This window comes from Mycolicibacterium aichiense (genome assembly GCF_010726245.1).
GTDB classification, from domain to species: domain Bacteria; phylum Actinomycetota; class Actinomycetes; order Mycobacteriales; family Mycobacteriaceae; genus Mycobacterium; species Mycobacterium aichiense.
Window position 1 is genome coordinate 1,308,045 of record NZ_AP022561.1, and the last position, 17,894, is coordinate 1,325,938.

Here is a 17,894-nt window from a genome sequence, read left to right on the forward strand (position 1 = left end):
CAAGCCTAACGGCGTCAATCGTCGATCGACGCGAAATCCACCCATAGATGCCGTGGCCCGCGGAACACTTGGTTTCGCCGGTACGGCGGCGGGTCGACGACCAGCCGCGGTGATCGCACCCGCCTGAGGAAGATCTCCAGAGCGACGTTGATCTCCAGCCGCGCCAGCGGTCCGCCGAAACACGTGTGGATACCGCTGCCGAAGCCGAGGTGCTCGTTGTCCTTCCGCGTCGGATCGAACCGGTCCGGGTGGGCGAAGCGGCGCGGATCGCGGTTGGCGGCCGCCCAGACCAGGAACACCGCAGAGCCGGCCGGTATTCGCGTTCCGCCGATTTCGATGTCGGCGGTGGCCCAGCGGCTCGGGAAGAACTGCACAGCCCCCTGAAGGCGTTGCACCTCTTCGACGGTGCCCGGGATCAGCTCGGGGTTGTTGCGTACCAGTTCCCATGAGCCTTGATTGCGCAGCACGGTCATCACGCAGTTGCTGATGGTGTTGACGGTGGAGTCGTGGCCCGCGACCAGAAGCAGCTGAGCGTTGGATTCCGCTTCGGCTGTGGACACCGGGCCGTCCGGACCGTCGTCGTGCAGGGCGGCCGACAACAGTCCCGGCGCCGGTTCGCGGGACAGACGCTCGACCAGATCGTGGACGTAGGAGTTCAGCTCGGCCATGCTCGTCGCGGCTTTCGCCGTCGCCGCCCGGCCCTCCGGGGTGTCGCGCTCCGGCCCGACGTCGGCACCCTGCATGAAATCGGTGACCCACCCGTGGAATTTGGGTTCGTCGGCCATCGGGACGCCCAGCACCCGGAAGATCACCGACACCGGGATCGGGTAGGAGAAGTCGTCGACGACGTCCATCCGGGTGCCGCCACGTGCCTTCACCTTGTCCAGCAGTTCGTTGGCCAGATCGGCGACCATCGCCTCCATGCCCGGGATCAGATCCGGGGTGTGCGGGGGACCGAAATGGCGCATGAACTGCCTGCGCATCCTGTCGTGCTCCGGTGGGTCGGCAACCAGCATGCTGGAGTCGCGCGTCTGCGCGGCCTCCTGCGGCTCGAGGTGGGCCTGCTTCTCGCCGAACAGACCCGACGGGCTGCGGCCGATGTCGGAGCTGACCCGCGGATCATGGGCCAGCGCAACGGCTTCGGCATAGCCGGTCACCACGTACGTCTTCTCCGACACCTTGGCCACGGGATTCTGGCGCAATTCCTCGAAGTACGGGTACGGGTTGGCGCGGTTCTCGAACTTCATCGCCTCGGCCCAGGCGGTTGCGGCATCCATGACGGTCTCCTTATGCCCGCGGACGGAACTGGGCGCTTCGTTCGGTGGGGTCATGTCCGGTCAGCACCACATCGGGATTGCCCGCGGGCTCACGCGGATCAGGGAAGCGGGCCGGCATCGGTTCGGCATCCACCGGCCGGTCGTAGCCGGGCGGCGGGGGAGGGAACGGTGCGGACTTCTCGATCAACGAGGCGTAATACGGCAACCACTTGCCGTGATTGAAGGTGACCGCGCCGACGATCCGGCCACGCTTGCCGTACGCGGCCGCGAATCGGCGCTCCGACGGCGAACCCTGGGTGAACACGATCTCGTCGCCGAACGAGCACACCCCGACGCTCTTGATGTTCACCCCGAACTGGCCCGACCAGAACGAGGGCAGCGGCAGGTGCGGCCTGCGGCCGACCTCGAGGTGAATCATGTTGTTGGCGGCAACTTCCGCGCCGTAGACGGCGTTGTCCCAATGCTCCTGGGACAGGAACTCGTAGCCGTAGAGCACGTGCGGTGCGCGTGCGACGTCGCCGGCGACGAAGATGTGGTCGGTCACCACACCGTTGATGTCGAAGGCCCGGCACCCGGCGTCGCACGCCAGCCCCCACTGACCGGCGGCCAGGCCCGCTCCGTCGAGCCACTCCACGTTGCGGATGGAGCCGAGCGAGGCCACCACGACGTCGACGTCGAGAACCGCGCCGTCGGAAAAGTGCGCTTGCCGAACGTGTCCGGTGCTGTCGCCGGACAGGCCTTCCACCGCGACGCCGGTGCGCAGGTCGACGCCGGCGTCGCGCATCATGCCGGCGGCGATGTCGCTGATGACTCCGCCCAGCGCACCCCGCAACGGGCCCTTGCCCCGCTCGGCCACCGTGACGGGTAGGCCGAGATCACGGCAGACCGAGGCGATTTCGGATCCGACGAATCCCGAGCCGACGATCAGAACCCGCTTGGGGCGGTCCTTCAAGGCAGCGGCCAGACCGGCGGCGTCCTCTACGGTGCGCACGGTGAAGACCCCCCGCAGGGCGCCCTCGGCGGGGTTGGGCCAGGGGCGCGCCCGGGTTCCGGTAGCGATCAGCAGCCGGTCGTAGCCGACGTCCTCGCCGTTGGCCAGTGTGACCACGTGGTTGGGCCGGTCCAGGCCGACCGCCGCGACGCCCAGCTTCCAGTCGGCATCCACCCGGCGCAGTCGCGGGAGCTTGGTGTGGTCGGCCGGAACCCAGCCCTTGAGTACCTGTTTCGACAGCGGCGGCCGATCGTAGGGTTCGTGCGGTTCGTCACCGATGATGGTCAGCGAACCGTTGAACCCTCTCTCCCGCAACGCCTCTGCCGCACGCAGTCCCGCCAGCGAAGCACCCACGATCGCGATGCGGCCCTCGGCCCGGAACTTCGCGACCACCTCGTCCAGGTTGTAGGTACCGATCATGGCGTCTCGCGATCGGCGGGCGGATCCACTTCGAGGATGATCGCCTGAACCGGGCAGGACGCCGCCGCCCGCAACACCCGCTGACGTTGCGAATCGTCCGGGTTGGGGTCGTAGGTCAAGGCCTCTTCCCCGACCAGCTCGAGAACCTCAGGCGCCAGCGGCACACACTGCGCGTAGCCCTGGCACTTGTTGAGATCGACCACCAACCGCATGAGCGCAGACACTAGACCGGCGCGGGCACCTGCTGGTTAATATTGCGCCAACCGATAGGAGGACCGCCCTGTGACCGACGTCCGGCCCTTTCGGATCGCGGTATCCGACGACGTCGTGGCGGACCTGCGGGACCGGCTGAAGCGCACACGCTGGCCCGAGCAGGAATGCGTCGACGACTGGAGCCAGGGCATTCCGCTGGCCTACACCCGCGAGCTGGCCGACTACTGGGCCCACGACTACGACTGGCGCCGGCGGGAGGCCGCGCTCAACCGGTTCGACCAGTACATCACCGAAATCGACGGGCTGGACCTTCATTTCATTCATCAGCGGTCGTCGAATCCCGATGCGCTGCCGCTGATCATCACGCACGGCTGGCCCGGCTCAGTGGTCGAATTCACCAAGGTGATCGAACCGCTGACCGAGGACTTCCATGTCGTGTGCCCGTCCCTGCCGGGCTACGGGTTTTCGGGCAAGCCGACCACGACCGGCTGGGGTATCGAGAAGATCGCCACGACGTGGGACGCGTTGATGGCGACGTTGGGCTATCAGAGCTATGTCGCGCAGGGCGGCGACTGGGGTGCGGCGGTGACCACGCAGATCGGCCGCAACGGCGGAAACTGCATTGCCATCCACACCAACATGCCGATGGCCTTCCCGAGCGGTGCGCTGACCAACCCCACCGACGAGGAGAAGGACGCACTGGCGGCGGGGGAGTATTACGCGAAGTGGGATTCCGGCTACTCCAAGCAGCAGTCCACCCGCCCGCAGACGCTCGGCTACGGGTTGGCGGATTCGCCCGTCGGGCAGCTGGCGTGGATCGTCGAGAAGTTCTGGGCGTGGACGGACTGCGACGGGCATCCCGAGAACGCACTCACCAGAGACGAGATCCTGGACAACGTGACGCTGTACTGGGTGAACAACGCCGCGGCGTCGTCCGCCCGGCTGTATTGGGAGAGCTTCCGGTCCTTCGGTGCGCAGGGCAGAGTCGAGGTGCCCACCGGGATCGCGCGGTTCCCGAAGGAGATCATGCGACCCCCGCGCAGCTGGTGTGAGAACACCTACAACATCACCCGCTGGACCGACATGCCGCGCGGCGGGCACTTCGGCGCCTTCGAGCAACCCGAGCTTTTCGTCGACGATGTGCGGGCGTTCTTCGCAGGAGTGCGCTGACTCAGCGGCGGTCGGCCGCCTCGGCCAGCGTCGCCGGGATGCCCGGTACCCGCACGATCGCGTCGAGCAGTGCGTGGGCGCCGGAATCCGCGAGATGGTCGGCGTCGATCGACGGATCGAGGACACGCTGGCGGCACAGTTCGAAGGTGAACGCCAGCCACGCATAGACGATCGCCCGCAGGTCACGCTCGACCTTGGAGTCCAGATCGCCCTGGACCACGTCGGTGATCGCGGCCATGATCCGTTGCATCTGCCGCTCGTTGTCGGTGTCGTCGATACCGCGCAGGACCGGGTCGGTGCGTCCCATCCCGATGTAGGCCGCCCACGCACCGTGCGGATGCTGCTCGTCGTAGCGGATGTAGGCCACGACGCCGGCCCGCAACCGCTCGAAGAGGGTCTCACCCTGGGCGGCCAGGGTGTTGGTGGCCTCGAACAGTCGCTCCGTCTCGGCCCGCACCACCGCGGCGAAGAACGCGCGTTTGTCGGGAAAGTAGTGGTACATCAGTGCGCGCGAGACTCCGGCACGCTCGGCTATCTCGTCGATGCGGACCTCGTCGTACGGACGCTGGCCGAACACCTCGGCGCCCAATGCGAGCAGTTCGCTGCGCCGGTCCTCGGGGGACAGACGGCGGCGGGCGGGTGATTCCGGCATGCGGACATACTGACACAAGTACAACAGCCCCAGCCGCCCGGAGGAACCACGATGATCAGCGACGATATGCGTCGGCGTCGGCTCGACGTCATCAGAGAACACATGGACACAGAGGTGACCAAGGAATTCGACCGCACCCTGGCAACCTTCAACGGACACCCGCGCTACGAGATCGTCCCGACCAAACAGGTCTTCGACGGCGACGACGAAGTGATGACCTACTACCGCACGACGCGCACCGCGTTCCCCGACCAGCGCCACGAGAACGCCAGCTTCCACGTCACCGACGACGGCGTGATCGTCGAGTTCGACCTGCTGGGAACGAATCTCGGTGAGTTCTACGGGCTGCCGCCGACGGGCAAGGCCTTCCGGGTGCCGGTGATCGCGGTGTTCTCCTTCGACGGCGACCGCATCACCAACGAACGGATCTACTTCGACGCCGCCACCCTGGTCAACCAGATCGGCCGCAGCGAGCTGCTCAGCCTGCTGGCCGGCTAGCCGAAGTGCACGCCCTGGGCCAGGGGTAGCTCCGAGGAGTAGTTGACGGTGTTGGTGGCGCGGCGCATGTAGGCCTTCCACGAATCCGATCCCGACTCGCGACCGCCGCCGGTCTGCTTCTCGCCGCCGAACGCCCCGCCGATCTCGGCGCCCGAGGTTCCGATGTTCACGTTGGCGATCCCGCAGTCCGAACCGTCGGCGGCCAGGAAACGTTCGGCCTCGCGTACGTCGGTGGTGAAGATGGCCGACGAGAGTCCCTGCGGAACAGCGTTGTTGAGCTCGATCGCCTCATCGAGGGTGTCGTAGGTCAGCACGTAGAGGATCGGCGCGAACGTCTCGTTGTGCACGATCTCGGTCTGGGCGGGCATCCGCACCACCGCAGGCGTGACGTAGAACGCCTCCGTCGCCTCACCGCCGACGTGCACCCGCTCACCGCCGATGACCTCGCCGCCGTCGGTGCGTGCCTGCTCCAGCGCGCGGACCATGTCCCGGTAGGCGGTCTCATGGATCAGCGGGCCGACAAGCGTCCCCTCGGCCGCCGGGTCTCCGATCGGGAGGCTGCGATAGGCCGCCGTGATCCGCTCGACGAGGGTGTCGGCCACCGAGGTGTGCGCGATGAGCCTGCGCAACGTCGTGCACCGTTGTCCGGCGGTGCCGGCCGCGGAGAACACGATGCCCCGCACGGCCAAATCCAGTTCTGCGGAAGGGGTTACGACGGCAGCGTTGTTGCCGCCGAGCTCCAACAGCACCCGGCCGAAGCGTTCGGCGACCCGCGGACCGACCTGCCTGCCCATCCGCACCGAACCGGTCGCCGAGACCAGTGCCACCCGGGGGTCGTCGACCAGTGCCTCGCCGACCTCGCGGCCACCGAGCACCAGCCGGCTCAGATGGGCCGGCGCTCCGACATCGGTGGCGGCGCGCTCGAGGAGCGCCTGGCAGGCGATCGCTGTCAACGGGGTGAGCTCGGAAGGCTTCCACACCACGGTGTCGCCGCACACCAGCGCCACCGCGGTGTTCCACGCCCACACCGCCACCGGGAAGTTGAACGCGGTGATCACCCCGACCACGCCGAGCGGATGCCAGTTCTCCATCAGCCGGTGCCCCGGGCGTTCGGAAGCGATGGTCCGCCCGTACAGCTGACGGGACAGCCCTACGGCGAAGTCGCAGATATCGATCATCTCCTGGACCTCGCCGAGGGCTTCGGAGGTGATCTTTCCCGCCTCGACGGTCACCAGGGTGGCCACGTCCGCCTTGTGCTCGCGCAACAGCTCGCCGAGCCGCGCGACCAGCTGACCGCGGACCGGGGCAGGCGTGGTGCGCCACGACGTAAATGCTTGCGCCGCTTCGGCGATCGCAGTCTGGGTCTGCTGGGGTGTGGTCTCGGGATGAGTGAACAAGACCTCGCCGGTCACCGGTGTGCTCGCAGGCATGCCGGGTCCACCTGGCTCGGCGAGATCCACCTCTGCGCCGATGGTGTCGAGGGCGGCGCGCACGGATGCGCGCAATTCCTCGGCGGTGGGCAGCGATGTGGCGGTGGTGGTGCTCATGCGGGGGCCTCCTGGGCGGTCGCGTCGTACAGGTCGTAGGGGTCGTGGATGGGGCGGCCGATCGTGCCGGCCATCCAGTCGAGGTCGTAACCGGATTCGTCTGCCACCGCGGCGGCTTCGGTATCGGCGTCGAGATTGGACCGGAAGATCCCGGCGGCTGAGGCCGGCAGGAAGTCCTCGTAGACCACCGGCGCTTCGGGGTCCCCGCGGTGGTAGTAGGCCAGGCCCGCGGAGGCCATCTCGTCGTCGGAATTGGGGAAGTAGTCACCCCACACCGCGGCCGGATCCGTGTTGGCCATCGCGGCGTCGTACCGTTCGCGGCCCTTGCGGGTCAGCGCCACACCGCGGGCCTCCACCTCACCGAATCGCACCCGCAGCGTGCCTTCGGTAACGGTGCCGTCGGATTCACGGAACCGGCGCGGCTCGGCCAGCGCGCGAAATGATGTCTGCCGCAACAGTACTGGAGGACCTTCCCAGTGGGGCGGTCCCTGAATGGCGTCAATCATCGCGATCCCGCGCTCGCTCATCCGGCGGTACAGGTCGTCGATGTCGAGCACCCGCGGCGTCAGATGATTGATGTGGGTGGTGGGCACCCCGGCGATGTCGGCGGCGACGGCCGAGACGGCGGTGAGTTCGGCGTACCAGCCCCGGTCGACCGGCTCGCGCGACAGCGCGAACGCCGCCACCGCACGCGCCACGAAATCCTCGGCCGCACCCTCCGGGCAGCCGCCTGCGGCCGCGATGCGGCGGGCATCGGCGATCAGTTGCGGATCGAACAATTGGCGCCGGTCCAGGAATTCGTCGACGCGGCGGCGCAGGTCGGCGCCGAAGAATCTGCCGTCGCGGGTCGCCAACATGGAGGTGAACACCCGAAACGGGTTGCGCGCCAGCTCGCACGCGTCCAGCGGGCGAAATGCCGTGGACACCACCGGCACGGGTGATGCCGCCTCGCGCAGGTCGTAGTAGCCCACCGGATACATCCCAAATGCCCCGAAAAGGTCTGCGACGTCGGTCAATTCGGCCGGGGTGCCGACGCGGATCGCGCCGTGGCGTTCGGCGGTGACGCGCTCGATGGATCCGAGCCGCTGGGCGTGCGGATGCCGGGCGGCGTAATCACGGTTGACGGCCTCGCTGACCTCGACCAGCGTTGTGTAGGCAGGGACTTCGGCGCCGTACATCGCCGACAGTGCCGCGGCGAAGCGTGCTCGCAGCTGCCAGATTTCGACATGACTCACCAAACACCGCCCTTGGGATAGTGTGCCGCCATGGCGGAGAGCGCGGACGCGGCACACGGTCTCGACGAGGTGGACCGCACGCTGGTTCGCGAGCTCGTCGCCGACGGCAGGGCAACGCTGGCCGAGCTGGCCGCGGCCACCGGCCTGTCGGTGTCGGCGGTCCAGTCGCGGGTGCGTCGGCTGGAGTCCCGCGGGGTGGTCACCGGGTACAGCGCCCGGGTGAATCCCGACGCGTTCGGCCCCATGCTGTCGGCGTTCGTGGCGATCACCCCTCTCGATCCTTCCCAACCCGATGATGCCCCCGCGCGGCTGGAACACATCGCCGAAATCGAGGCGTGCTATTCGGTGGCCGGCGAGGAGAGCTATGTCCTGTTCGTGCGCGTCGCGTCGCCGCCCGCGCTGGAGGTCCTGCTGCAACAGATCCGTACCGCCGCGAACGTACGCACCCGAAGCACCGTCATTTTAAACACATTTTACAGTCATCGGGTCTCACTGCCGAAATAGTTACTGTCCTGGGCGTGTGAGCCGTAAAAATTGCGTTAGTATCGCTTCATGACGGAACTCTTGTCGCGCGATGACCTCGATGTCGTCGACCCTGGAAATGTCCGTACGGTTCTGGCCCGCAGCATCCTGGCCGACGGTCTGGACCTGGTGCTGGATTTGGACCGGTCGTCTGGCTCGTGGCTCGTCGATGCGCGCGATGGCAGCGAGTACCTCGACATGTTCACGTTCTTCGCGTCGTCGGCGCTGGGTATGAATCACCCTGCACTGGCCGACGACGCGGCGTTTCGCGCCGAGTTGGCGCGGGCCGCGATCAACAAGCCGTCCAACTCCGACGTGTACACCGTCCCGATGGCGCGCTTCGTCGACACGTTCTCCCGCGTGCTGGGTGATCCCGCCCTGCCGCACCTGTTCTTCGTCGACGGCGGGGCACTGGCGGTGGAGAACGCGCTGAAGGTGGCGTTCGACTGGAAGAGCCGGCACAACGAGGCGCGGGGGATCGATCCCGCGCTCGGCACCCGAGTCCTGCACCTGCGGCGCGCCTTTCACGGTCGCAGCGGCTACACCCTGTCGCTGACCAACACCGATCCGATCAAGGTGGCGCGGTTCCCCAAGTTCGACTGGCCGCGCATCGACGCCCCGTACGTGCGTCCCGGTGCCGACATGGATGCCGTGGAGGCGGAGTCGCTGCGACAGGCCCGCGCGGCCTTTGAGGCGCATCCGCATGACATCGCCTGCTTCATCGTCGAGCCGATCCAGGGCGAGGGCGGCGACCGGCACTTCCGGCCGCAGTTCCTGGCCGCGATGCGCAGCATGTGCGACACCTACGACGCGCTGATGATCGCCGACGAAGTGCAGACCGGATGTGGGATCACCGGCACAGCGTGGGCCTATCAGCAACTCGGCTTCACCCCGGACGTCGTCGCGTTCGGCAAGAAGACCCAGGTGTGCGGGATCATGGCCGGTAGACGAGTCGACGACGTCGCCGACAACGTCTTCACCGTCAGTTCCCGGATCAACTCGACGTGGGGCGGCAACCTCGTCGACATGGTCCGTTCGCGGCGGATTCTGGAAGTCATCGAAGCCGACGGTCTGTTCGCGCGGGCCGCCGACATGGGTGCCTATCTGCTTGCCGGGCTCGAGGATCTCGCCAGGCAGCTGCCGGAGGTCGGCGAGGTGCGCGGGCGCGGATTGATGTGCGCGTTCAGTCTTCCCACTCCCGAGCGCCGAGATGCCGTGCTGGCCGCACTCTGGACGCGCGGTGTGATCATGCTCGGCAGCGGCGCAGACAGTGTCCGGTTCCGCCCGGCACTGACGGTGTCACGCGCCGAGATCGACCGCGCGCTGGCCGCCCTCAGAGAGGTATTGCGCGCGGCGGTCTAGCATTGGCGAACTATGCGGCTGGCTGCAATTTTCGGCGTGGCGGCGGTGCTGCTCGCCGGGTGCGCGCAGACCGTTGCGGGCAGCGCGGTGTCCAACCCCGCCCAGGGCATCACGCCGCTGCGTGCCGGTGACACGGACCAGGTGCTCATCGGACCGGCGCAGCTGTACGACATCATCGGCGTCAAACTGCAGACCGATGCCGACCAGACCCGGCCCATTCCGGGATCCTCGGCCGTCCCCGCGTGTTCGGCGCTCGACGCGGCCGGGATGGCCGCGTTCCTCGGCGACAACTCGCTGGGAATGCATGTGATGTTGTTCACCGATGGCGACAAGCACGACCATGTCGTCGCCGAGGCGGTCGCGATCTATGCCGACGCGGCCGCGGCGGCGGCGCAGTTCGCCACCGGAACCAAGAACGCGAAGGCGTGCGACGGTCAGCGCGCGCTGAGCAGCGGCGGAGATGCCGCGTGGAAGTTCACTGTGCCCGACATCAATGCCGACACCGTGCGCTGGAGCAAGCAACAGATCGGCATCCCGTTCGACTGGACGTGCTACGCGGAGGCGCGACTGCGCAACAACGCGATCGTCCAGGCGATGGCGTGTCAGGGTGACGACGGTGGCCAGGTTGCGGTGACCACGATGACCGACCGGATGTCGGCGAGCGTGTGGGAGCTGTCGGGCCACTGAGCCGCACGGCTGACGAAAAAGGCCCAGCCGCCTGGCTGGACCTTTATCGAAGTTCGCGTCAATAACTGCGGATGAGCGAGATCAGTTTTTCCTTGCTCAAGCCCGAATAGCCCGAGATCCCAAGTTGCTTGGCCCTTTTCTTGAGCTCGGCAACGGTCCAGCCTTCATAGGCGCAGGACCGACTGGGCCGGAAAAAACGGATATCGTCGACATCCGATCTCGCCGCAGAGGCGCTCGACATCTCCTACCCCCTTTGCTGAGGTTGCTGTTCCCCGGTCAAACCTGTACCCAGAGCCCCCGCTGGGCCAAACATTGCCCTGACTAGCGGATCTCGTCCGGGTCCGGATCCTCGACGACCTCGCGTTGTTCCTGCCAATCCAATTCGTTGCTCTCCAGAGGCGGGGCGCCGTCCTCGACCGGCACACGCTCGTCGCCATCGAGACTCTCCAGATCGGCGGACTCTGTCACCGGCCGGATTTGCTCGATGGCGTCGGGAACAGGGACATCGTCAGGTATCGGGTCGTGCTCGATCATTCGGAACAATTTACCCCTTTGGGCCCCTGCTGTTTCGGCCAGCCAACTGCGGGTATCGGCTTGTGATGACTTCCCTGTGGCTCGACGGCGCCGGCGGGCACGAACCCCAAATTGACGGTGGCGCAACAAAAGACGCTCCGAACGCTGAGGTCATCGTGGTAGGGGCCGGCATTACCGGGTTGGTGGTGGCGGTCCTGCTGGCCCGGGCGGGTAAGCGGGTGCTGGTGGTGGAGGCTCGGACGGCGGGCGCGGTCGCCACCGGCAACACCACCGCCAAAGTCAGTCTGTTGCAGGGAACCCGGCTCTCGACGATCTCGCAACGACACTCGATGGACCTGGTCCGGCAGTATGTCGAGGGCAACCGGGAAGGTCAAGCCTGGCTGGCTCAGTACTGCACAGAGCGCGGAATCGATCTGCAATACGAAGATGCGTACAGCTACGCGCAGTTCGAGCGCGGACTACCCAGCGCCCGTGCGGAATTCGAGGCTGCCGAGGCCGCGGGTCTCGGCGTGAGTTGGGTCGACCAGCTCGACGTCCCGTTCGAGTTCCGCGGCGGCGTCCGGCTGGCCGAACAGATCCAGTTCGACCCGATGCCTTTCCTAGGCGCGCTGATCACCGAATTGCATGAGCGCGGCGGTCGGCTGATGACCGGTCAGCGGGTCTACGCGGCGTACACGTCGGACGGCCGGGTCAGCCTGAAGCTGCGCAGTGCGCAGGGCCGTGAGCAGACCGCGCACGCCGACCACTGTGTGCTGGCAACCGGCACACCCATCTTGGATCGCGGTGGCTTCTTCGCCCGGCTGCACCCGAGCCGCTCCTACTGCGTGGCCTTCGACGTACCCGGGTCGGTTCCGCGCCCGATGATGCTGTCGGTCGACCAGCCCACCCGTTCGGTGCGCTACGCCCCCAGTGCCGGTGGCGAGCGCTTGATCGTCGGGGGCGGCGGCCACACCGTCGGGCGCAAGGACAGCGCGCGCACGTCCTATGACGAACTCGTCGGCTGGACTCGGCGACACTTTCCCGGTGCGCACCCCACCCACTACTGGTCGGCCCAGGATTACGTCCCCGTCGACGAGCTTCCCTATGTCGGGCCGCTGCTTCCGGGCGCCGATCGCTTTCTGGTGGCGACGGGTTTCGCGAAGTGGGGGATGACAAACGGGGTGGCTGCCGCGCTGCTGCTGGCCAAGCGTCTTCTCGGTGGCGACCAGGCTCGCTGGGCCCCGGCCTTCGCCAGCTGGAGCCCGCACGAACTCACCGGTCTCACCACGGCGCTGAAGAACAATCTGGAGGTCGGCTGGCACATGGCGGCCGGGTGGGTGACACCGATCGCCCGCCGAAATGCCCCGCTACGCGAGGGGGCCGGTTCGGTTAGTGGACCGCCGTGGAACATGGTGGCCCGCAGCGTGGTCGGCGGAGACGAGAGGTGCGTTTCGCCTGTGTGCACCCATCTCGGCGGTGTGCTGTCGTGGAACGACGCGGAGAAGTCGTGGGACTGCCCGTTGCACGGTTCGCGATTCGGACCGGACGGGACAGTGCTGGAGGGGCCGGCCACGCGCGACCTGCCGCGCTAACCGATTGCGGCTCAACGTTTGACGGGTCCCTGCCCGGGTATGTCCGCGAAGTGGTTGCAGCGACGTGCAGCCGCGCTGTGTCGGCCTCACTTGCCCTGTCCCGGTACAGCGGGAACGGACAGCCCGACTCCCGATCGGGAATGGGAGAAGCTCATGAAAGTCGCAATGGTCTGCGAGCAGCACGGCGTCCACGTCGCGGGACTGTCGGCGGCGATGGTGCGAGCCGGCCACGACGTGACGGTCTATACCTCGCGTCCGGAGGCCGGCAGCCCCGGACGAGAAATCGCACCCGGGGGCTACGCGGTGGTGGACGTCGCAGCCGGCCCCGCAGAGCGTGCGGAATACCTGGATGCGCAGTGGGCCGCCGACCGGCCGGATGTGGCGCATGCGATCTTCTGGACATCGGGACTGAACGCTCAATTGGCCGCGCGCGCCCACGGAGTGCCGACCGTGCAGACGTTCCGTTCGCTCGCGATCACCGAAAACGGGCACGATATGCGCGGCACCGCGCTCGATGCCCGGTCGAAGGTGGAACGGCTACTGGCCCGACAAGCCGACTGGGTCGTCGCCACCTGCGCGGACGAACTCGTCGATCTGATGCGGCTGGGCCGGCCGCGCGGGAAAATGTCCATGGTGCCGTGCGGGGTGGACATCGATGCGTTCTCCACGGAGGGGCTCGTCGCCGATCGCGACGAGCGCCGGCGCATCGTTGCCGTCGGAAAGATGCTGCCGCACAACGGATTCAGTACCATGATCGAGGCCCTACCGGGTATTCCGGACGCAGAGTACGTCGTGGTCGGGAGTTGCGACGACGAACAGATGGGTTCCGCGGAGGAGTATCGGCGGTTGCGCGCGCTGGCGGCCGACCGGGGCGTGTCTGACAGGGTGAGATTCGTTGGCCCGGTTGCGCATTGCGATATGCCTGCGCTGCTGCGGTCGGCCGATGTGGTGACCTGCACGCCGTGGTACGAGCCGTTCGGTCTGGTCGCGCTGGAGGCGATGGCGTGTGGTGTGCCCGTGGTGGCGTCCGCGGTCGGAGGGATGCTGGACGCCGTCGTGCACGACGTCACCGGGCGGCACGTGACGCCGCGACGGCCCCGGGAGTGCGCCGACGCGGTGAATGCGATCCTTCGGGATTCGTTCCTGCGCCGCAGCCTCGGCCTGGCGGGGCGGGACCGGGCGTGCGCGCGCTTCACCTGGGACCGGGTCGCAGCCGACACCGCACGGGTGTACGGCCGGCTGCTCTGCGCCGTCAGCGACGCTTGGCAGCCCGCCTGATCATCCTGGCGGTGGCCTTCTCGAGGATGGCTTGTCCGCGGTCGGCGTTGCGCTCCTTGCGGGCCCGGCGCGCCGCGGCGGCGATCGTCGTTCCGTTCTCGTAGGCGGTGACCACGCGCGGGTCGACGTAGGAGCTGCGGGCAACGGCGGGGGTGTTGCCGAGCTCCTCGGACACCTCTCGCATCACCGCGGCCTCCACGCGTTTGCGGACCGTCTTGTTGACCGGCGGGTCCGCATCGACGAAAGCCGCTGCGGCCAGGACGGTCCCGTGCCAGGTCCGCAGGTCCTTGACGCTGTGGTCCTCGCCGAGGTGTTCCTTGAACTTCGCGTTGAGGTCATCGGAATGGATGTCCACCCAGCCGGAGTCGGTCTGGCACACCAGGAGCCGGCCGCTGGGGCTGCAGCGGCGCAACTCGCGGACGACGCCCACCACATCGGGGTCCTCGATGGTCCAGTTTCGCTGAACCCCGCTCTTGGCCGGATAGTCGAACACCACCGCGTCGCCCGTGACCGTCACGTGCTCGCACAACAGCGTGGCGATGCCATAGGAGTTGTTCTCCTCGGCGTAGGCCTCGCCGCCGGCCCGGAAATACCCGCGGTCGAGCAGGTGCAGAGCCAGCGCCAGCACCCGGTCTTTCGAAAGGCCCTCGCCGTGCAGATCCTCGGCGATCCGCGAACGAAACTCGGGCAGTCCGGACGACATCTGCAGTACCCGATCGAACTTCTCCTCGCTGCGCTCCTCCTGCCACTTCTGGTGGTAGAGGTACTGGCGTCGGCCTGCCGCATCGGTGCCGACGGCCTGGATGTGGCCGCTGGGATGGGGTGAGATCCACACCTTGCGCCAGGCCGGCGGTATCACCAGATCCCTGATCCGCTGCACGGTCTTCTCGTCGGTCAGCAATTCGCCGTCGGGTGTGTAGTAGGAGAAACCCTTGCCCCGGCGAACACGACGAAGACCCGGTCCGTCGACGGAGCTGCGCCGAAGTCTCATCGCGTGACGAACCAGAATTTGCGGCGCACAGGTTTGAACCGGGGTGCCGGATGGGTACGAGGGAGCCACCATGACGACGACTTCCTGGGTTGTGCTGCGCTCGCTTCCGGCCTCATGCGCACCTATTACCCGGCCGACTCGGTCATCACACGACCGTGGTTAGCACGCCCCTGGGCTGGAGTAGTGTCGGGTCGACATTGCCAGGAGGCCAGATGACGGACGGCGAAAGCCAGGGCGGCGCGCACCAGCGAGGGGAGAGCGCTGTCGAATTGAGGGTTGCGGCCAAGTTGGAGAACTTGGCCGTGCTGCGCACCGTGGTCGGCGCGGTCGGCACGTTCGAGGACCTGGACTTCGACGCGGTGGCGGACTTGCGGCTCGCTGTCGACGAAGCGTGCACCCGGCTGATTCGTTCGGCGTCACCCGACGCGACGCTGGTCGTCGTCGTCGACGCCCACGACGACGTGGTGGTGGTGGAAGCGTCGACGACATGCGATACCAACGACGTGGTCACCCCCGGTAGCTTCAGCTGGCATGTGCTGAGTTCGCTGACCGACGATGTGCAGACATTCCACAACGGTCACGAGTCCAGTAGCGACGGACAGGTCTTCGGTATCACCCTGACCACAAGGCGGGCGGGCTCCGGGCGGTGAATTCCCGAGCCACGGATAGTTCGCCAAGGCGGACGAACTCGGAGTACGCCGACGTTCCGGACATGTTCCGGGAATTGGCGAAGGTGGATCCTGACTCCGCCCAATTCCAGCGACAGCGCGACCGCATCGTCGAGCGCTGCCTGCCGCTGGCCGACCACATCGCCCGCCGCTTCGACGGTCGCGGCGAACCTCGCGACGACCTCGTCCAGGTGGCCCGCGTCGGGTTGGTCAACGCGGTCATCCGCTATGACGTCGAGACCGGTTCGGATTTCGTGTCGTTCGCGGTTCCCACCATCATGGGCGAGGTCCGGCGCCACTTCCGGGACAACAGCTGGTCGGTCAAGGTGCCTCGCCGGCTTAAAGAACTGCACCTACGGCTTGGCGCGGCGACATCGGAACTGTCCCAGCGGCTTGGGCGCGCACCGACCGCCTCCGAACTCGCCGAAGAACTCGGCATGGAACGCGAAGAGGTCGTCGAGGGTCTGGTCGCGGGCAGTTCCTACAACACCCTGTCGATCGACAGCGGCGGCAGCGGCAGCGACGAGGACGCACCGGCGATCGTCGACACCCTGGGTGATGTCGACTTGAGCCTGGATCAGATCGAGAACCGGGAGGCGTTGCGTCCCCTGCTCGCGCAGTTGCCCGAGCGGGAACGCACCGTCCTGTTGCTCCGGTTCTTCGAGTCGCTCACGCAGACTCAGATCGCCGAGCGCGTCGGCATCTCACAGATGCACGTCTCGCGCCTGCTCGCGAAGTCGCTAACTCGGCTCCGGGACCAGTTGGAGTAGCCGGCGGGGTTCGCCGTCGAGCAGTTCGACGGCTTCCCGTACGGAGTCGGCGACCGGCAGCGTGTGGTCGGGGTCGCAGACCCGCAACAGCCGCGATACCGCGTCGCCGGTCACCATCACCCATCGTGCCGAGGCGTTGGCGCAGCGGACATTGATGGTGTGCAGCGCCGAGAAGCCCGCGGTTCCGAAGAAGCTGAGCGGGCTGAGGTCCAGGACCAAACGGTCGCCCACGCCGGCGCACGCCTCGACATGGTCGGCGAAGGCGATGGCATTGGAGGCGTCGAGCTCGCCCTGGACGGTGATGATCCCGACGGTCTCGTCGGGCCAGATAGTAGTGAAGCGAGCGGTGTGGCAATCATGTGAATGCGACACAGCCGAACGCTCGGGTTGATCTGTACTGAAGACAGACATAGTGACTCCATCAGCGAACGAATATTCGTACTGTGGATCGCGCCAGAGTGGGTAAGCCCGTGTAGTGCGGGAGTGGCTCGCCTCGCACGTCTTTGACGTTTTTCCGGGCGGCTGTGAACTCAACCTGACTTGAACTGTACGCCTCTAATCAGACCGGCGAACAGCGATAACGGCGGGTTCTCATCAACCTCTTCAGTTGCGGTCACACTGTGTACATGTCGAAGCAAGGCCGGTCAGCCGGAGTCCTGCTGGCCGCCGGTCCGGGTACCCGCTACGGCATGCCGAAAGTGCTTGCCGCCCAAGGTGAATGGCTGCGCTCGGGAGTGGGGGCGCTGGCCGGCGGCGGCTGCGACGACGTGGTTGTGGTGCTGGGCGCGGCGATTGTCGACGTTCCGGCCGGCGCCCGTTCGGTGGTCGCCGACGAGTGGCGGCGCGGGATGGGGGTTTCCCTGCGCACCGGACTGGCGGCGGTATCTGACGCCGAGTTCGCGGTGATCTTGACCGTCGACACCCCCGACATCGGCGCCGACGTCGTCGCTCGGGTGCTCGGGGCTGCGCGCGAGTCCGCGTCCGGGCTGGCCCGTGCCACCTACGACCGTCGGCCCGGCCACCCGGTCGTCATCGCCCGCAGGCACTGGTCGGCACTGCGAGCCACCCTGGACGGCGACGAGGGCGCACGGCGCTTTCTGGCGGCCCGCACCGATGTGGTGGCGGTCGACTGTTCCGACCTCGCCACCGGGCGCGACGTCGACGAGCGCTAGCCGGTGCCGATCGACTGGGCGAAGCGGCGCACCGAGTCGGCCGCGGTCTGGGTCGCTTCGGCATGACCCCGACGGGCTCGCAGCTGGATCGTCCCATCGCCTAGGTCGAGGACCACTTCGCCGAGTAGTTCACCGGTGGTCGGCTCGCAGACCGCCCACGAGTAGGCCCGGTCCTGTTCCCAGCCGGCAAGACTTCTCGTCACGTACTCCGGATCGGTCTCGCCGAGGTCGGCCAGCGCGGGGCGGTCATCGATCCGCTCGTCGGCCCGTAACGCGCGCAGATACCAAGCGCCCGCGTTGATTTCGACGGGATCCATGTCAGCGGCGAGTCAGCGG

21 protein-coding genes are annotated in these 17,894 nt (G+C 67.2%); 10 read left to right on the top strand and 11 right to left on the bottom strand.

From position 1 onward, the window contains the following. Nucleotides 1–14: 14 nt before the first annotated feature. Genes G6N32_RS06295 through G6N32_RS06305 form a run of 3 tightly spaced genes read right to left on the bottom strand, consistent with a single transcriptional unit; the run spans nt 15 to nt 2,900 of the window. The gene (locus G6N32_RS06295; RefSeq protein WP_115316735.1) at nt 15–1,277 is read right to left on the bottom strand and encodes a cytochrome P450; all 1,263 of its coding nucleotides are present in this window, start codon (nt 1,275–1,277) and stop codon (nt 15–17) included. 10 nt (nt 1,278–1,287) lie between these two features. Further along, the gene (locus tag G6N32_RS06300) at nt 1,288–2,688 is read right to left on the bottom strand and encodes an NAD(P)/FAD-dependent oxidoreductase (RefSeq protein WP_115316734.1); all 1,401 of its coding nucleotides are present in this window, start codon (nt 2,686–2,688) and stop codon (nt 1,288–1,290) included. Then, nucleotides 2,685–2,900, bottom strand: a complete 216-nt coding sequence (locus G6N32_RS06305) for a ferredoxin (protein WP_115316733.1) — start codon at nt 2,898–2,900, stop codon at nt 2,685–2,687. The genes G6N32_RS06300 and G6N32_RS06305 overlap by 4 nt, the downstream gene beginning before the upstream one ends. Before the next feature lie 70 nt (nt 2,901–2,970). On the opposite strand from G6N32_RS06305, the gene G6N32_RS06310 reads away from it, so the two are divergent. After that, nucleotides 2,971–4,071, top strand: coding sequence for an epoxide hydrolase family protein (locus G6N32_RS06310; protein WP_115316732.1), 1,101 nt, complete (start codon nt 2,971–2,973; stop codon nt 4,069–4,071). Nucleotide 4,072: 1 nt separating this feature from the next. Here G6N32_RS06310 and G6N32_RS06315 read toward each other — a convergent pair whose 3' ends face one another. Continuing rightward, nucleotides 4,073–4,723 carry a TetR/AcrR family transcriptional regulator gene (locus tag G6N32_RS06315; protein WP_115316731.1) on the bottom strand — a complete coding sequence of 217 codons (651 nt, stop codon included), beginning with the start codon at nt 4,721–4,723 and terminating at the stop codon, nt 4,073–4,075. A gap of 51 nt (nt 4,724–4,774) precedes the next feature. Here G6N32_RS06315 and G6N32_RS06320 point away from each other — a divergent pair, with 51 nt between their 5' ends. Continuing rightward, complete coding sequence (locus G6N32_RS06320) at nt 4,775–5,221, top strand: ester cyclase (protein ID WP_115316730.1); 447 nt, start codon at nt 4,775–4,777, stop codon at nt 5,219–5,221. Here the strand turns inward: G6N32_RS06320 and amaB are convergent. After that, a complete protein-coding gene (amaB, locus tag G6N32_RS06325; protein WP_115316729.1) occupies nt 5,218–6,768 on the bottom strand; it encodes an L-piperidine-6-carboxylate dehydrogenase in 1,551 nt (516 codons plus the stop codon). The two genes, G6N32_RS06320 and amaB, sit on opposite strands and share 4 nt — an antisense overlap. Beyond that, nucleotides 6,765–8,003 (bottom strand): 2-oxoadipate dioxygenase/decarboxylase, encoded by a 1,239-nt coding sequence (hglS, locus tag G6N32_RS06330; RefSeq protein WP_115316728.1) that lies wholly within the window; start codon nt 8,001–8,003, stop codon nt 6,765–6,767. Before hglS ends, amaB begins: the two co-directional genes overlap by 4 nt. A 30-nt stretch (nt 8,004–8,033) precedes the next feature. Between hglS and G6N32_RS06335 the strand changes: the two genes are divergently transcribed. Genes G6N32_RS06335 through G6N32_RS06345 form a run of 3 tightly spaced genes read left to right on the top strand, consistent with a single transcriptional unit; the run spans nt 8,034 to nt 10,574 of the window. Then, nucleotides 8,034–8,507: an Lrp/AsnC family transcriptional regulator gene (locus G6N32_RS06335; RefSeq protein WP_115316727.1), complete on the top strand. Its 474-nt coding sequence runs from the start codon at nt 8,034–8,036 to the stop codon at nt 8,505–8,507. A gap of 48 nt (nt 8,508–8,555) precedes the next feature. Beyond that, nucleotides 8,556–9,887, top strand: coding sequence for an L-lysine 6-transaminase (lat, locus tag G6N32_RS06340; RefSeq protein WP_115316726.1), 1,332 nt, complete (start codon nt 8,556–8,558; stop codon nt 9,885–9,887). 12 nt (nt 9,888–9,899) lie between these two features. Beyond that, nucleotides 9,900–10,574 (top strand): sensor domain-containing protein, encoded by a 675-nt coding sequence (locus tag G6N32_RS06345; RefSeq protein ID WP_115316725.1) that lies wholly within the window; start codon nt 9,900–9,902, stop codon nt 10,572–10,574. Between the two features lie 58 nt (nt 10,575–10,632). Here the strand turns inward: G6N32_RS06345 and G6N32_RS06350 are convergent, their stop codons facing one another. Both G6N32_RS06350 and G6N32_RS06355 read right to left on the bottom strand, forming a co-directional pair. Beyond that, nucleotides 10,633–10,815 carry a Rho termination factor N-terminal domain-containing protein gene (locus G6N32_RS06350; protein ID WP_109751034.1) on the bottom strand — a complete coding sequence of 61 codons (183 nt, stop codon included), beginning with the start codon at nt 10,813–10,815 and terminating at the stop codon, nt 10,633–10,635. Nucleotides 10,816–10,895: 80 nt separating this feature from the next. Then, the gene (locus tag G6N32_RS06355) at nt 10,896–11,108 is read right to left on the bottom strand and encodes a hypothetical protein (protein WP_115316724.1); all 213 of its coding nucleotides are present in this window, start codon (nt 11,106–11,108) and stop codon (nt 10,896–10,898) included. A 65-nt stretch (nt 11,109–11,173) separates the two neighbouring features. On the opposite strand from G6N32_RS06355, the gene G6N32_RS06360 reads away from it, so the two are divergent. Both G6N32_RS06360 and G6N32_RS06365 read left to right on the top strand, forming a co-directional pair. After that, entirely contained in the window at nt 11,174–12,679 is a 1,506-nt protein-coding gene (locus tag G6N32_RS06360; protein ID WP_115316723.1) for an FAD-dependent oxidoreductase, read from the top strand. A 153-nt stretch (nt 12,680–12,832) separates the two neighbouring features. Then, nucleotides 12,833–13,957, top strand: coding sequence for a glycosyltransferase (locus tag G6N32_RS06365; protein ID WP_115316722.1), 1,125 nt, complete (start codon nt 12,833–12,835; stop codon nt 13,955–13,957). On the opposite strand, the gene G6N32_RS06370 is transcribed toward G6N32_RS06365, so the two are convergent. Continuing rightward, entirely contained in the window at nt 13,932–14,948 is a 1,017-nt protein-coding gene (locus G6N32_RS06370) for a DNA topoisomerase IB (protein WP_115316721.1), read from the bottom strand. The two genes, G6N32_RS06365 and G6N32_RS06370, sit on opposite strands and share 26 nt — an antisense overlap. A gap of 212 nt (nt 14,949–15,160) precedes the next feature. Between G6N32_RS06370 and G6N32_RS06375 the strand changes: the two genes are divergently transcribed. Next, entirely contained in the window at nt 15,161–15,598 is a 438-nt protein-coding gene (locus G6N32_RS06375; RefSeq protein WP_115316720.1) for an ATP-binding protein, read from the top strand. Nucleotides 15,599–15,660: 62 nt separating this feature from the next. Then, nucleotides 15,661–16,386, top strand: coding sequence for an RNA polymerase sigma factor SigF (locus tag G6N32_RS06380; RefSeq protein WP_036340373.1), 726 nt, complete (start codon nt 15,661–15,663; stop codon nt 16,384–16,386). Here the strand turns inward: G6N32_RS06380 and G6N32_RS06385 are convergent. Next, complete coding sequence (locus G6N32_RS06385) at nt 16,357–16,758, bottom strand: STAS domain-containing protein (protein WP_232077528.1); 402 nt, start codon at nt 16,756–16,758, stop codon at nt 16,357–16,359. The two genes, G6N32_RS06380 and G6N32_RS06385, sit on opposite strands and share 30 nt — an antisense overlap. A 254-nt stretch (nt 16,759–17,012) precedes the next feature. On the opposite strand from G6N32_RS06385, the gene G6N32_RS06390 reads away from it, so the two are divergent. Continuing rightward, entirely contained in the window at nt 17,013–17,558 is a 546-nt protein-coding gene (locus tag G6N32_RS06390) for a nucleotidyltransferase family protein (RefSeq protein WP_115316718.1), read from the top strand. Here the strand turns inward: G6N32_RS06390 and G6N32_RS06395 are convergent. Further along, entirely contained in the window at nt 17,555–17,875 is a 321-nt protein-coding gene (locus G6N32_RS06395) for a hypothetical protein (protein WP_115316717.1), read from the bottom strand. The two genes, G6N32_RS06390 and G6N32_RS06395, sit on opposite strands and share 4 nt — an antisense overlap. Nucleotides 17,876–17,894 lie beyond the last annotated feature (19 nt).

Coding starts and splice junctions, on each gene's coding strand:
- G6N32_RS06295 (WP_115316735.1), bottom strand. CDS start 1,277: ATGGATGCCGCAACCGCCTGGGCCGAGGCGATGAAGTTCGAGAACCGC.
- G6N32_RS06300 (WP_115316734.1), bottom strand. CDS start 2,688: ATGATCGGTACCTACAACCTGGACGAGGTGGTCGCGAAGTTCCGGGCC.
- G6N32_RS06305 (WP_115316733.1), bottom strand. CDS start 2,900: ATGCGGTTGGTGGTCGATCTCAACAAGTGCCAGGGCTACGCGCAGTGT.
- G6N32_RS06315 (WP_115316731.1), bottom strand. CDS start 4,723: ATGCCGGAATCACCCGCCCGCCGCCGTCTGTCCCCCGAGGACCGGCGC.
- G6N32_RS06320 (WP_115316730.1), top strand. CDS start 4,775: ATGATCAGCGACGATATGCGTCGGCGTCGGCTCGACGTCATCAGAGAA.
- amaB (WP_115316729.1), bottom strand. CDS start 6,768: ATGAGCACCACCACCGCCACATCGCTGCCCACCGCCGAGGAATTGCGC.
- G6N32_RS06335 (WP_115316727.1), top strand. CDS start 8,034: ATGGCGGAGAGCGCGGACGCGGCACACGGTCTCGACGAGGTGGACCGC.
- lat (WP_115316726.1), top strand. CDS start 8,556: ATGACGGAACTCTTGTCGCGCGATGACCTCGATGTCGTCGACCCTGGA.
- G6N32_RS06345 (WP_115316725.1), top strand. CDS start 9,900: ATGCGGCTGGCTGCAATTTTCGGCGTGGCGGCGGTGCTGCTCGCCGGG.
- G6N32_RS06350 (WP_109751034.1), bottom strand. CDS start 10,815: ATGTCGAGCGCCTCTGCGGCGAGATCGGATGTCGACGATATCCGTTTT.
- G6N32_RS06355 (WP_115316724.1), bottom strand. CDS start 11,108: ATGATCGAGCACGACCCGATACCTGACGATGTCCCTGTTCCCGACGCC.
- G6N32_RS06360 (WP_115316723.1), top strand. CDS start 11,174: ATGACTTCCCTGTGGCTCGACGGCGCCGGCGGGCACGAACCCCAAATT.
- G6N32_RS06365 (WP_115316722.1), top strand. CDS start 12,833: ATGAAAGTCGCAATGGTCTGCGAGCAGCACGGCGTCCACGTCGCGGGA.
- G6N32_RS06370 (WP_115316721.1), bottom strand. CDS start 14,948: ATGAGACTTCGGCGCAGCTCCGTCGACGGACCGGGTCTTCGTCGTGTT.
- G6N32_RS06375 (WP_115316720.1), top strand. CDS start 15,161: ATGACGGACGGCGAAAGCCAGGGCGGCGCGCACCAGCGAGGGGAGAGC.
- G6N32_RS06380 (WP_036340373.1), top strand. CDS start 15,661: ATGTTCCGGGAATTGGCGAAGGTGGATCCTGACTCCGCCCAATTCCAG.
- G6N32_RS06390 (WP_115316718.1), top strand. CDS start 17,013: ATGTCGAAGCAAGGCCGGTCAGCCGGAGTCCTGCTGGCCGCCGGTCCG.
- G6N32_RS06395 (WP_115316717.1), bottom strand. CDS start 17,875: ATGGATCCCGTCGAAATCAACGCGGGCGCTTGGTATCTGCGCGCGTTA.